Source organism: Tessaracoccus sp. ZS01, assembly GCF_022342445.1.
Classification (GTDB): domain Bacteria; phylum Actinomycetota; class Actinomycetes; order Propionibacteriales; family Propionibacteriaceae; genus Arachnia.
In genome coordinates, this window is sequence record NZ_PQFE01000003.1 from 41,522 (window position 1) to 53,995 (window position 12,474).

Sequence of the window (12,474 nt, forward strand, 5' to 3'; positions counted from 1 at the left end):
CGGCATCGCGGCGTGGCGCTACCGGGCTGAGGGGAACCCGCGGGTGAGGATGGAAATCAGCCTTCCCCGAGGAGATCACCAGTGCCGTCCACCAAGACCGCAGCCGCCAAGAGCGTGCAGGCCCGCCGCGCCTTCGGCTTCGTCCTGATGTCCGCACTGTTCCCTGGCTCGGTGCAGTGGTTCGCCGGCAACCGCGCGGTGGGTCGCGTCGCCGGCCGCGTCTACGGCGCCGCCCTGGCCCTGCTGCTGCTGATGGTGCTGGGCCTGCTCCTCTTCCGTGGCCCCACCATCGGGCTGCTGCTCAACCCCGCAGCGACCGCCGTCGTGCGCGTGGCCCTCTGGATCCTCTTCGCCGGCTGGGTGCTGCTCCTGGTGGACGCGTGGCGGCTCGCCGCGCCGCTGCGCCTCGGGCAGCGCACCCGGCTGACGCTCACCGTCACCACCCTGGCGCTCGCGCTGGGTGTGGGCGGCATCACCACCGTCGCCGCCAGCGGCTTCCAGGCCGCTGGGAACGTCGGCGTCGTGCTGCAGGGCGGCGGCGACACCGACGAGAAGGCCGGCCGCTACAACGTGCTGTTGCTGGGGGTCGACGCGGCGGAGGGCCGCGACGGCCTGCGGCCGGATTCGATCAATGTGGCCTCCGTGGACGCGGAGACCGGGCGCACCGTCCTGTTCGGGCTGCCGCGCAACCTGCAGAAAGTGCGCTTCCCGGAATCCTCCCCGCTGCGGGCCCTCTACTCCGAGGGCTACGTCTGCCCCGACAACGCCTGTCTGCTGAACGGGGTCTACACCCTGGGCGAGCAGCACGCCGATCTCTACCCCGGTGAGGCGGACCCGGGCCTCCAGGCGATGAAGGAGGCCATCAGCGATACCCTCGGCCTCGACCTGAACTACTTCGCGATGATCGACATGGCCGGTTTCCAGAACCTCATCAACGCCATGGGCGGCATCCGGCTCACCATCGCCAAGCCCATCCCGATGGGCGGCGGTGGCAGCAACATCCACGGCTACATCGAGCCCGGCGACGACGTCCGGCTCGACGGCTACCAGGCGCTCTGGTTCGCCCGCTCCCGGGCGGAGAGCAGCGACTACGAGCGCATGGTGCGCCAGAAGTGCGTGATGTCGGCGATGGCGAACCAGCTGGACCCCATGACGGTGGCCACGAAGTTCGTCGAACTGTCCAAGGCGGGCGGCGACGTGCTGCGCACCGACGTCGGCACGGGCGAGATCACCCGCCTGGCCGAGTTGGCCCTGCAGGCCAAGGAACTCAGCATCGTCTCGGTCAACTTCACGCCCCCGCTGATCGTCACGGGGGACCCTGATTTCGACCTGATCCGCAGCACCGTCCGCGACGAGATCCAAGCGTCCGAAGCGCTCGACGAGGCGACGGGGTCGCCTGCCCCGGCAGCGTCCCCGGACGCCGCCACCACGCAGGCCGTCCCTGTTGCGGTGTCTCCGGAGGCGTCCTCCGAGGCGCCGGCCGCCGACACCGCCGAACCGGCCACCGAGAGTGCGGATCCCGCCCCGGTGGAGGTCGCCGCCGCGGAAGCGGAGAGCGAGGAGGACGAACCGGTCAGTGCCGCTGGCGACCTTGAGCTGGTCTGCTCGGTTCCGTGAGCCACGCCCACTAAAGTGGCCCCCGGAGAAGGGAGTCCGCAGCGTGCAGCAGAGCGTCAGCGTCGTGATGCCGATCCGCAATGAGGAATCACACCTCGAGGCGGCCGTCGAGCGCGTCCTCAGCCAGGGCTATCCCGGTGAACTGGAGATCCTGCTGGCAGTGGCTCCCAGCACAGACCGCACCAGGGAGATCGCCGACGACCTGGCGGCCGCTGACCCGCGCATCCGGGTGCTGGACAACCCGGAGGGTTACACCCCCGTCGGGCTCAACATCGCCATCCACGCGGCACGGCACCCCGTCATCGTGCGCGTCGACGGGCACGGTGAACTGAGCCCCGGCTACATCGCCACCGCGGTGCGCCTGCTCGAGGAGACGGGCGCCGCCAACGTGGGCGGCCTCATGGACGCCCAGGGCACCTCCGCCCTCTCCGAGGCCATCGCCGCCGCGTACAACTCCCGCCTGGGCCTCGGTGGCGGTGGGTTCCACCTCGCCGACACTCCGCCCGGGCCGGCCGACACCGTGTTCCTCGGCGTGTTCCGCCGCGACGTGCTGGAGGAGATCGGCGGTTTCGACGAGACGCTCCACCGCGCTCAGGACTGGGAGCTGAACTACCGGCTCCGCACCGCGGGCCACCTCGTCTACTTCTCCCCGGACCTGCGCGTCGTCTACCGCCCCCGCAACAGCTACAAGGCGCTCGCCAAGCAGTTCTTCACCACCGGCCAGTGGCGCCGCGAAGTGATCCGCCGCCATCCGGAGACTGCCTCGCTGCGCTACCTGGCCCCGCCGCTCGCGGTGCTCGGCATGGGCGGCGGCCTGCTCGGGGGTCTGCTCGGCATCGTGCTGCGCAACCGGCTGCTCACTGCGCTCCTGGTGGCGCCGCTGGTCTACCTGTCGTTCCTCATGGTGGCCACCGCCACGATGGAGACCACGGCGAGGGCCCGCACCCGCCTGCCGCTCGTCCTCGCGATCATGCACGTGGCGTGGGGCGCGGGCTTCGTCCGTGGTCTGCCGGATCGCGTTAACAACCCGAGATGAGTGCCCCGCAGGAACGTGCCAAGATGGACCCCATGAGTTGGCAGACGCCGGAGCCCGCATCGCGCGGGACGGATTCCCGGGCAGCCACCGAAGTGCTCCTGCAGGCCCAACGGCTGGCAGACAGGCTGCGCGAAGAGGCCCAGTCAGAGGCAGACCGCATCCGCACCGAAACCGTCGAACTCACCCAGCAGCGCGATGAGCTGGCGGGCGAGGTCGCCTTCGCCCGCCGTCGGCTGGAGGAGGCCAAGGCCGACGCCCAGCGCACGCTGTCAGACGCCATCGCGCAGGCCGGCGCCATCAGCGGACGTGCCCAGGAAGGTGCCGACGAGGTCGTCGCTGAAGCGCGTGCCGATGCGGAGCGCATCGTCGCCGAAGCTCAGAACCGGGCTGCGCGCCAGCTCGAGGACGCAACCGCGGAGGCCGCACGCATCAGGGCGGAGGTGTCGGCCTGGCGCGAGAAGGTCGAGGTCGAGGGGCACGCCGCCCGCGCCCTCGTCGACGACGAACTCGCGGCCCAGCGCGCAGCGCACGACGAGCGCATCGCCAGGGAACAGGCCGAAGCGGACCTGGAACTGGCCGCCCGCCGGGAGGAGATGCAGCGACTCGAGGACGAGGCCGCAGCGCGGCTCGCCGCCGAGCGTGAAGCCGTGGAGCGGGAGATGACGCACCTGCGCGAGGAGACGGCGGACCAGGTGGCCCGGGTGACGTCCGAGGCGCAGCGGCAGGCCGACGCGCAACTCGCGGAGGCCTCCAGCCAGATGGAGTGGGCCCAGACCACCGTCGCGGCGCTGCTCGACGGCGCGCGCGTGGACGTGGCGCGCCGCAAGCAGCAGGCGCACCTCGACCAGGCCCGCCGCACGGCGGAGCTGAGAGCCAAGCTGTCGGCCACCACCCAGCGCTCCGTGGACGCGGCCCGGCAGCGGTTGCGCGCGGCAGACGTGGAGGCGCACGACACCCGCGGCAGGGCCGACGCCGAACTCGCCGCCGCAGTGCAGCACGCCCAGCGCACCCGGGCGGAGGCGGACCAGCAGGCTGCGGACACCGTGGATCGGGCGAAGCGCGAAGCTGAGGCGATCGTGCAACGGGCAGACCAGCGCATGACGGAGGCCGAAGCCAGCTCGGAGATGCTCCGCGAGCAGCTCACGGCAGAGCTCGAGCGCACCCAGAAGGCGTCCTACGAACGCACCCGCGCCACCCGCGAGGAGGCCGTCCGCCTCCTGTCCGACGCGCGGGTCGAGGCCGAGACCATCCGCACGCAGGCCCGCGAGATGCTGGCCAGTGCGCGGCAGGAGGTCGCGGGGCTGACGAAGCGCCGCGACGACATCACCCTGCAACTCAATTCGCTCTCCGGCGTGATCGAAGCGCTGTCAGTGCCAGGTACCACCACTCAAGACGAGGAACATTCATGAGCTCCACTTTCCGCACCGTGCTTCGTGGCTACGAGCCGGCCCAGGTCGACGCCGAGATCGCCACGCTGCAACAGGCGCTGGATTCCGCCCGCGCAGAACTGGGTGAGTTCACCATCCGCCTCAAGGAGGCTGCCGCCGAGCGCGAGCAGCTGGCCCAGGAACTGGCCGCAGCCAAGAGTCGCTCCGAGGAACAGTCCCGCGCCGCCTCCATGGTGTCGCGCCCGGCGTTCACGGACCTCGGGGAGCGCGTGGGTCGCATCCTCACCCTGGCCGAGGAAGAGGCCGAGGAGATGAAGCGCGCGGCGAAGGAAAAGGCCAACCAGCTCGTCGAGGACGCGCAGAAGAAGGCCCAGGCCGCGCTGACAGAGGCAGACCGGTACGCGGTCGACACCCGCAGCTCCGCAGACGCCGACGCCGAGGCGAAGCTCACCGGCGCACAGCGCCGGGCCGACGAAATCCTCGACAACGCGGACCGCGAGGCCGCGGCCCGCCGCGAAGAGGCCGAAGCCGTCTACGAGTCCCAGCAGGCACGCGCCGCGCAGGCCGCTGCCGACTTCGAGCGCACCCTGTCCGAACGCCGCAACGCCGCCACCGCAGACTTCAACCTGGCCATGGGCCAGCGTGAGGAGCAGCTCAGGGCCGCCGAGGAGAACCTGCGCGGCGCCGAGAACGACGCGCTGCGCGTGATCGCCGACGCCAACACGCAGGCCGAATCCATCCGCAACAAGGCGCAGGCCGAGGCCGACGAGCTGATCGGGGAGGCCCGTACGCAGGCAGACCGGATCCGCCGCGACTCGGACCGCGAACTGTCGGCGCTGACCCAGCGTCGCGATTCGATTACGGCGCAACTCTCCAATGTGCGCCAGATGCTTGCCACACTGGGTGGAGGCGCCGCGCTCGCGGTGGTCGACAACCAGGAGGCAGCCATGTCACAGAACCAGGCAGATCCGTCGAACGTGGATCATCAGCACGATGACGATGATCGCGTCCACGCCCAGGAGGCATCCGAAGGCGCAAAGAACGAAGGCGAAACCCATCCTGACAACCGCGTCCACGATCAGGACCCGGCAGAGGGCGCCGAAGACATTCAGTGAGTGACGCGCTCGTCAGCACCGATCCGGGCGGCTTCGTCGTCTGAGGTGTTGACGGCCACGACGGTTGAGCCGGTGCCCAGCACCGGCGCAACCAGCGCCCGCGCCACCGTCTCCCACCCCGGCGCCGGGTCACGCAGCAGCACGCGCCCGTCGCTCGCGCCCACTTCCGGAGCGACGGCGCCGTCCCATAGGTAGGCCTCACCGTCGAGGGCGACGTCGTGGAGGTCCGGCTGCCCGAACACCTCGCGGTAGTCGACGGCATCCACGGGCGGGGTGCTGAACCCCAGGCCCAACGGATGCAGCGAGCAGGCCACCGTGATGTCCGCCCGGCGGTCATCGCCGGGGCCCACCACCAGGAAGTCCGCCCCCGCCGCATCGCTGTTGACGGGGCAGCCCCGCTGCCAGGCGGCGGCGATCCACACCATCGTCACCCAGTGGCCGGGATGCGACGAGGCCAGCGCGACATCGATGGGCTCGCCGTCCTCGTGCCCGAGGTCCGCAATGAGGTTGGCGGTCTTGTCCACCCAGTTGGCGAACGTGACCGCAGACAGTTCGATGCGCGAGCCTTCCGCGCCGTCGTAGTAGGTGATCAGCGGTTGCGCGCCCTGCCGGGCGACGCGCTTCTGGAGGGCGGAAACGAGCATGGGTGAAGCCTAGACGGCTAGGGTCTTGCCATGCGTTACGTCGTCATCATGGCCGGTGGATCCGGCACGCGCCTGTGGCCGCTCTCGCGCAAGGGCAGGCCCAAGCAGTTGCTGGAGATGGTGGGCGGGAAGTCCCTGCTCCGGCTGGCCTTTGAGCGACTGGACGGCCTCGTCGACGAGAGCCGCATCTTGGTCTGCACGGGCCGCAGCTACGCCGACGACGTGGCACGACAGCTTCCTGAACTGGCGCCCGGCAACATCCTGGGGGAGCCTGAGGGCCGCGACTCCCTCAACGCGGTGGCCTGGTCCGCGGCCGTCGTCGCGGACCGTGATCCCGACGGGGTGGTCGCCATGGTGACGGCTGACCAGATCATCGAACCCGTCGACGAGTTCCAACGGTCGCTGTCGCTGGCCTTCGACGTGGCGGAGGCCCGCCCCAACGCGCTGGTCACCCTCGGCGTCGTACCCACGTCGCCGCACACCGGCTACGGCTACCTGCACCGCGCCGACGAACTCGAGGGCTTCAGCGGCGTCCACCGCGTCGCGGAGTTCAAGGAGAAGCCCAGCCGGGACGTCGCCGTCGCCTACGTGAAGTCGGGGGAGTACTGGTGGAACGCCGGCATGTTCGTCTGGCGGGCCAGCACCCTGCTCAGCCAACTGGACCAGCTGCTGCCGGACACGGCCCAGACCGTGCGCGAGATCGTGGCGCATCCCGAGCGTCTGGATGAGCTGTTCCCCACCCTCCAGAAGATCTCCGTGGACTACGCGGTGATGGAGCCCGCCTCCGTGGGGAGGACCGACGCGGAGGTGGTCAGCGTCGGGCTGCACATCCAGTGGAAGGACGTTGGCGGTTTCCTGTCGCTCGCGGAGTTGTTCACGCGCGACGAGCACGGCAACGCCGTCGACGGCCGGACGGTGACCCTGGATTCGTCGGGATCGGTGCTGGTCAACGCCGCGGGACCGGACCATCTGGTGGCCGCGCTGGGCCTGAAGAACTGTCTCGTGGTGGCCACCGGGACTGCCACGTTGGTGGCCAGCCTCGAAGATGCCGAGCGGATCCGTGAACTGGTCGAGCTGGTGCGAACCCGTGTTGGGGCAGAATACGCCTAACCCGTCCGCAGCCGTCTGGAGGAACCATGCGAGACACCCGGTTCGTGAGGCGTCTCCTCGCGGTCGTCCTGGTGGCCTCCGCGGTGGTCCACGTGAGCGCGCTGCTGCTCGTGGGGCTGGTCCTCCTTCCCGTCGGTGAGTCCGGCCGCAGCTTCCTCCTCTGGCCGCTGTCCGTGACGGCGCTCGTGGTGGGCCTCGGTGTCGTCGCCTGGGGGGTCACCACGGTGGTCCGGGTGTCCGCCATGGCGGCGCCGCAGCCGCCCCCGGTCCGCCAGGCTCCGGCCCAACTCCCGCCCCCGGAGTCGGCCCCTACTCCCGAGGGCCACTCGACGGTGATCAACCCCAAGCGGGAACCCGCCGGATCGCCCCAGACACCGTCGGAACAGCAGTCGCAGCGGCCCCCCGGCACATGGTCGACCTCAACCACCCCCTGGCCCCGCGCCGACGAAGAGGATCCCAACGGCACCCTGATCCGTCCGCCGTCCAGGGTGAACAACCGCAATGCGTGAATAGTTTCGACGGATATCCGCCTTCCGCTTGACCGATCAAAATCACTCGTGTGTAATTCAAGTCAAGAAAGGAGGGGTACATGGACGAGACATGGGAGCTTTTCGCCGATGAGGGGGCTTTTGCATGGCAGGCTGAAGCGCTGTGTGCCCAAACCGATCCGGAAGCCTTCTTCCCTGAGAAGGGTGGGTCGACCCGTGATGCGAAACGGGTCTGCCTGAGTTGCACGGTGCGCACCGAATGTCTCGAATACGCCCTCGCCCACGACGAGCGTTTCGGCATCTGGGGCGGGCTTTCTGAGCGGGAGCGCCGCAAGCTCAAGCGCGCTGCCGGCTGAGCACCTCGTGACCGAGGAACCGCAGCGCGGGGTGATCGACGACGACCTGTGGTCGTGGATCGAACACGAAGACCCCGTCGCCGACGTCCCCGAGATCGATCCTTCTTCTGTGGTCGCCGTCATGGTGACCCACAACGCTGCTGAATGGCTGCCCCGGCAGTTGCTGTCCGTCGCGATGCTGAGCACCCGGCCCGGCCGGATCGTCGTCGTCGACACCGGCTCCACTGATGAGACTCCCGAACTGGTGGCGCGGGCGCTGGACGAGGGCGTCATCGACGACTTCCTCAGAGCCGACGCCACCACCACGTTCGGTGGCGCGGTCCGCACGGCGCTCGCGAACACCGAACCGGAGTGGGTCTGGCTCCTCCACGACGACTCCGCACCCCACAAGGACGCTCTGGCGCATCTGCTGGAGGGCGCCCGCCAGGCCGACGTCGTGGTGCCGAAACTCCTGCAGCCCAAGCGCCGCAACTATCCCGAGACCCTCTCCGAGGTGGGCCAGGCCATCACCCCGGGCGGGCTCCGGGTCCCCATGGTGGAGGCTGGCGACGTCGACCAGGGGCAAACCGAGCCGCGCGACGTGCTGGGCGCCTCCACCGCGGGTCTGCTGATCCGCGGCGGCACCTGGCGCGAGGTGGGTGGCCTCGCCCCGGAGGTGGAACGACACCGCGACGGCGTGGACTTCTGCTGGCGCGCCAACGCGCTCGGTTTCCGCGTGCTGACGTGGCCGGCGGCCTCGCTGCACCACCGGCGCGTGGGGCACACGGGGGAGCGGCCCTCGAAACAGCATCCCCACCTCGACGACAGGCTGGCCGCGCTCCGCATCGCCGGCGCCCGCGGGGCCTCGGGATTCGGGCTGGCGGCTGCCTCGGTGTTCCGGGCGCTGGGCTTCCTGCTGGGCAAGTCGCCGTCGTTCGCCGCTGCGGAGATGCGCGCGCTGGGCAGGTACCAGCGCAGTTCGTCCCTCACCCAGTCGCTGAAGGACCGGTTCCCCGCAGAGGACATGACGCCCCCGGACCTGCTGCCCAACCGCTGGTGGCCGGTACGCAACGCTGCGGACAAGGTGGGCCACGGGCTGTCCGAACGCTACCGCAACCTCACGGACGTCTCGGCGGACACCTCGATCGACGAACTCACCGGCGACGACTTCGCCGGCGGGCAGATCCGCCGCAGGGTCTTCTCACCGGTGACCGCCCTGGTTGTCGTCCTGCTCGTCGCGGCCTTCATCGCCGGCCGCACCCTGCTCGGCGCCGGCCCCGTTTCTGGGGGCGGCCTGCTGCCCGCGCCGTCGTCCCTCGGTGCCGCCTGGAAGGCCTACCTCACGGGCGAGGCCCCCTGGTTGGGCTTGGCCGCGTTCGCATCGCTGGGCGGGCTCGGCAGCCCCGGCTGGTTCGCGTTCCTCGCCGTGCTGTTGACACCGCTGCTGGCCGGGTTGGCCGCTCTCGCGTTGCTGCGGCGCGTGGGGCTCGCCGCGGGGCCCGCTGCCGCGGTGAGCGCGGTCTGGGCCGGCGCCACCATCCTGTTGGGGCTGGTGACGGCCGGCGACGTCAGCGGCATGGTGCTCTCGGTGGCCGGGCCGTTGTTCGCTCGGGCGGTGCTCGCCGTGGTGCGCAACGAGGCCAGCGGGGCCGAACGGCTCCGCGCGCCTGCGGGCGCCGGCTTCTGGCTCATCGTGGTGGCCTCGGTGTGGCCCGCCGCTCTCCTCTTCGTGACCATCGCGGGCGTCGTCTGGGGCACGCGGCACCGCCACCGCGTCGTCGACGTGGTGGTGGGGGTGCTGCCCGCCTGGGTCTTCCTCGCCCCTTGGCTGCCGACCCTCGCGCGCTTCCCGGGCCGCCTGCTGACGGGGGTGGACCCGCTCGCGTGGCCGGATTTCCCGCCCGCCTCGTACGCGCTGGTCGTGGGTCGCATCCTGCCGTCGGGCCTACCGGTGTGGGCCAACGTGGCCTTCTTCGCTGTGCTGGGTCTCGTGGCGCTGTTCGCCGTCGCCGGGCTCAGATACCGCCAGTGGCTCTGGGCGCTGGTGGGCATCGGGGCGCCCCTGGTGGTGGGCACGCTCCTGTCGCGGCTCACGCTCGAGGTCGACGGGGGCACGGCCCGCGCGCTCCTCTCGCCGTGGGCGCTGCTCGTGGTGGCGGCGTTGCTGGCACCCGTCGTGTTCACCGAACGGGACGCGGGCCGCACACGGGTAGCCGCGCTGTTGGCGCTGGTGCTGGCCGCCCTGCTGGCCTTCGGCACCTGGGGCTGGGTGGGCTTTGCTGGCCCGGTCCGTTCCACCACCAGCGTGCTGCCGGGCTATGTCCGCGACGTGATGTTCTCCCCGCGTGACACCCGAGCCCTGACAGCCGAGTTGTCGCCGGACGGCACCGTGGACTGGAACGTCGTGGACGCTCGCCAGCCGCGCTGGGGTTCCGCGGAACGCAATCCGGCGGGGTCCTTCGCCGGCCAGTTCAACACGCTGGTGCACGCCATCGCCAGCGGTTCCGTGCCGGACGACCTGGCTGAGCGGCTGCGGCTCATGGGCGTGTCCCACGTGTGGCTGCGCGGTTTCGACGAGGACCAGCGGGCCGCCATGGACAATCTGGAGGGTCTGGTGGGGGCCGCCGCGGACGACCGCTCCGTCGTCTGGACGGTCAGCGGGCTGGTCTCGCGCGTGACCTCCATGGAGGACGAGCTGATTCCTGTCACCGACGGTCATCTTGCGGAGGGTGGAGCGGGACGCCAGCTGGTCGTCGCCGAACCGGCGGGGGCAGACTGGGTGGCCACGCTCAACGGCCGGGAGCTCGAGCGCACCAGCGGGTTCTCCTGGGCGGCCCTGGACACCGCGATGCTCACGTTCGACGCGGGCGCCGAGGCCGGTGAGCTCGTCGTCGAACCCGCGCCGCGCGACGGCAGGTTCGTGCTCCACCTCCTGGTGATGCTGGGCCTCGCGCTGCTCGCCGCGCCAACCCTGGGCGCCGCCACGACGGCCCGGAGGGGGCAGGAATGATCAGACGGATTCTCGTGACCCTCGTGGCGTTCCTGATCATCGGCGGCATCGCGGTGGGGCTGTCGCTCCTGACCCCGGCCCGGGTGCCGGCCTCGGCGACGATTGACCTGCCCCGCACCACGCGGATGACCTGCCTGCAGTCCGGCGACGCGCTGGCCTATTCGGCCGGGACGATGACCGCCGCCGCCACGGAATCCGGCGACGAGGTGTTCTCCGGCACAGGGTCGGGCCTGTTCGCCGAGGTGGACGGGCCGTTCGTGATCGGCGCCGATGCGCTTGCTGTCGCCGGCATCTACGCGGCCGGGCCGGCGCGCACGTTCGCGCCCTGCGCGCCCGCGGCGACGTCCGGCACCATCGTGGTCACGGAGCCGGGCGACGCCGAACTGCTGATCACCAACAGCGACGCCAACGAGGCCATCGTGGACCTCACCCTCCTCGGCCCGGACGGTGAGGTGGCCGCCATCGGGGCCCGCGGCATCGCGGTGGCCCCCGGTGTGTCCCGAAGGATCGCGCTGTCCGTGCTGTCCCCGGAGGGGCCGGTCGGCGTGTCGTTCAGGGCCAGCGAGGGGCGCGTGGCCATGGCTGCGGTCAACGTCGAGGGACGCGCCGCGCGGTACGTGGCACCCACGCGCCCCGCCTTGGAGCACCTCATCGGGGGCGTGCCTCCGGGGGCCTCAGCCGTGCAGCTGGTGATCAGCAACCCGCGCGAGGAACGCGCCGACATCACGGTGACCGCGCTCGGCGCCACGTCGTCCTACGAACTCGCCGCCACCGCAGACCTGAGCGTGGAGCCCATGTCCAGCGTCGTGGTGCCCATCGCGGACTCGTTGGGCGGCGAGGCGAGCGCCATCCGCGTCGAATCCACCCAGGAGGTGGCCGCAGGAGTGGTGGTGAGCGGCCCGACGGGGAGCCCCGCCACGCTGGTCGACGTGGAGGCGGCGCCGGAGCTGGCGGCCACCACGATGGGCGGCGCGCTCCAGATCACGAACCCGGGCACGAACCCGGTCGAGGTGAAGGTGTCTGCGGGGGATGAGCTCGAGCTGACGGTGTCGCCTGGGACCACCGTCGTGCAGGTGCTCCCTCTGGCCGCCCAGCAGCTCGTCACGCTGACGGCGGACGGCCCGGTGATCGCATCTGCCGCCACGTCCGAAGCGACGGGCACGATCATCGTGCCGTTGGGCGGTGTGGTCGATGAGCCGCGCTCGGCGGGCACGGCGGAGCTGGACGCCCACCTGAGGTGAGGCGCCTGGGTGGGGTTGGGGTCAGTCCCAGTCGTCCCAGTTCTCGTCGCCGCCCAGGTCTTCGATGCTCCGGCCGGTGAGCGTGCTCAACTGCTCGACGATGGTGCGGTGCACCAGGCGGCGCAGTTCTCCGCGCGACGAGGCGCGGTGCTCGAGCGGGCGCTCGAAGATCACGATCTGCGCCTTCCGGCCCCGGCTGGGTTCCATCGCGGCGGAGAGCGGCACGCGGTCTCCCGTCCAGCCGCCGCGCAGGTGGGGCACCTCCTCGACGCCCACGATGATCCCGTTCAGCGCATCGGGGCAGGCGCCGGCGATGGCGACCATTGCGTTGGTGACGCATTCGTTGAAGTAGTCCACCCGTGTGGGTCGGCCAAGCGGCACAGGCCTGCCCGACAGCGGGTTGGGCGTGGCCAACGGGCCCCGCATTCCGCGGTCATGTCGGTCTCTTCTGCGTGGCATGTCGCCACTCTAGTAGCGGGTGAGATACCTT

Annotated in this window: 11 protein-coding genes; 9 read left to right on the top strand and 2 right to left on the bottom strand. The window is 70.9% G+C overall.

Annotated features, from left to right (window positions below):
* The first annotated feature begins 81 nt into the window (after window positions 1-81).
* Genes C3E87_RS05355 through C3E87_RS05370 form a run of 4 tightly spaced genes read left to right on the top strand, consistent with a single transcriptional unit; the run spans window position 82 to window position 5,156 of the window.
* Window positions 82-1,617: an LCP family protein gene (locus C3E87_RS05355; protein ID WP_076060300.1), complete on the top strand. Its 1,536-nt coding sequence runs from the start codon at window positions 82-84 to the stop codon at window positions 1,615-1,617.
* Between the two features lie 43 nt (window positions 1,618-1,660).
* Window positions 1,661-2,653 carry a glycosyltransferase family 2 protein gene (locus C3E87_RS05360; RefSeq protein WP_255362902.1) on the top strand — a complete coding sequence of 331 codons (993 nt, stop codon included), beginning with the start codon at window positions 1,661-1,663 and terminating at the stop codon, window positions 2,651-2,653.
* Window positions 2,650-4,062, top strand: a complete 1,413-nt coding sequence (locus tag C3E87_RS05365; RefSeq protein ID WP_143570903.1) for a hypothetical protein — start codon at window positions 2,650-2,652, stop codon at window positions 4,060-4,062. The genes C3E87_RS05360 and C3E87_RS05365 overlap by 4 nt, the downstream gene beginning before the upstream one ends.
* Window positions 4,059-5,156, top strand: coding sequence for a hypothetical protein (locus tag C3E87_RS05370; protein WP_076060305.1), 1,098 nt, complete (start codon window positions 4,059-4,061; stop codon window positions 5,154-5,156). The genes C3E87_RS05365 and C3E87_RS05370 overlap by 4 nt, the downstream gene beginning before the upstream one ends.
* Here C3E87_RS05370 and C3E87_RS05375 read toward each other — a convergent pair.
* Complete coding sequence (locus C3E87_RS05375) at window positions 5,150-5,800, bottom strand: TIGR03089 family protein (RefSeq protein WP_076060307.1); 651 nt, start codon at window positions 5,798-5,800, stop codon at window positions 5,150-5,152. The two genes, C3E87_RS05370 and C3E87_RS05375, sit on opposite strands and share 7 nt — an antisense overlap.
* A 30-nt stretch (window positions 5,801-5,830) precedes the next feature.
* Between C3E87_RS05375 and C3E87_RS05380 the strand changes: the two genes are divergently transcribed.
* The 5 genes from C3E87_RS05380 (at window position 5,831) to C3E87_RS05400 (ending at window position 11,984) form a co-directional block, all read left to right on the top strand.
* Window positions 5,831-6,910 (top strand): mannose-1-phosphate guanylyltransferase, encoded by a 1,080-nt coding sequence (locus tag C3E87_RS05380; RefSeq protein ID WP_076060309.1) that lies wholly within the window; start codon window positions 5,831-5,833, stop codon window positions 6,908-6,910.
* A gap of 44 nt (window positions 6,911-6,954) precedes the next feature.
* The gene (locus C3E87_RS05385) at window positions 6,955-7,419 is read left to right on the top strand and encodes a hypothetical protein (protein WP_143570904.1); all 465 of its coding nucleotides are present in this window, start codon (window positions 6,955-6,957) and stop codon (window positions 7,417-7,419) included.
* Window positions 7,420-7,499: 80 nt separating this feature from the next.
* The gene (locus C3E87_RS05390) at window positions 7,500-7,754 is read left to right on the top strand and encodes a WhiB family transcriptional regulator (protein WP_076060315.1); all 255 of its coding nucleotides are present in this window, start codon (window positions 7,500-7,502) and stop codon (window positions 7,752-7,754) included.
* Between the two features lie 7 nt (window positions 7,755-7,761).
* Window positions 7,762-10,743, top strand: a complete 2,982-nt coding sequence (locus tag C3E87_RS05395) for a glycosyltransferase family 2 protein (RefSeq protein WP_143570905.1) — start codon at window positions 7,762-7,764, stop codon at window positions 10,741-10,743.
* On the top strand, window positions 10,740-11,984 hold the full coding sequence (locus C3E87_RS05400; protein ID WP_076060319.1) for a DUF5719 family protein: 1,245 nt from the start codon (window positions 10,740-10,742) through the stop codon (window positions 11,982-11,984). The genes C3E87_RS05395 and C3E87_RS05400 overlap by 4 nt, the downstream gene beginning before the upstream one ends.
* Before the next feature lie 21 nt (window positions 11,985-12,005).
* Here the strand turns inward: C3E87_RS05400 and C3E87_RS05405 are convergent, their stop codons facing one another.
* On the bottom strand, window positions 12,006-12,443 hold the full coding sequence (locus tag C3E87_RS05405; protein WP_076060321.1) for a metallopeptidase family protein: 438 nt from the start codon (window positions 12,441-12,443) through the stop codon (window positions 12,006-12,008).
* Window positions 12,444-12,474 lie beyond the last annotated feature (31 nt).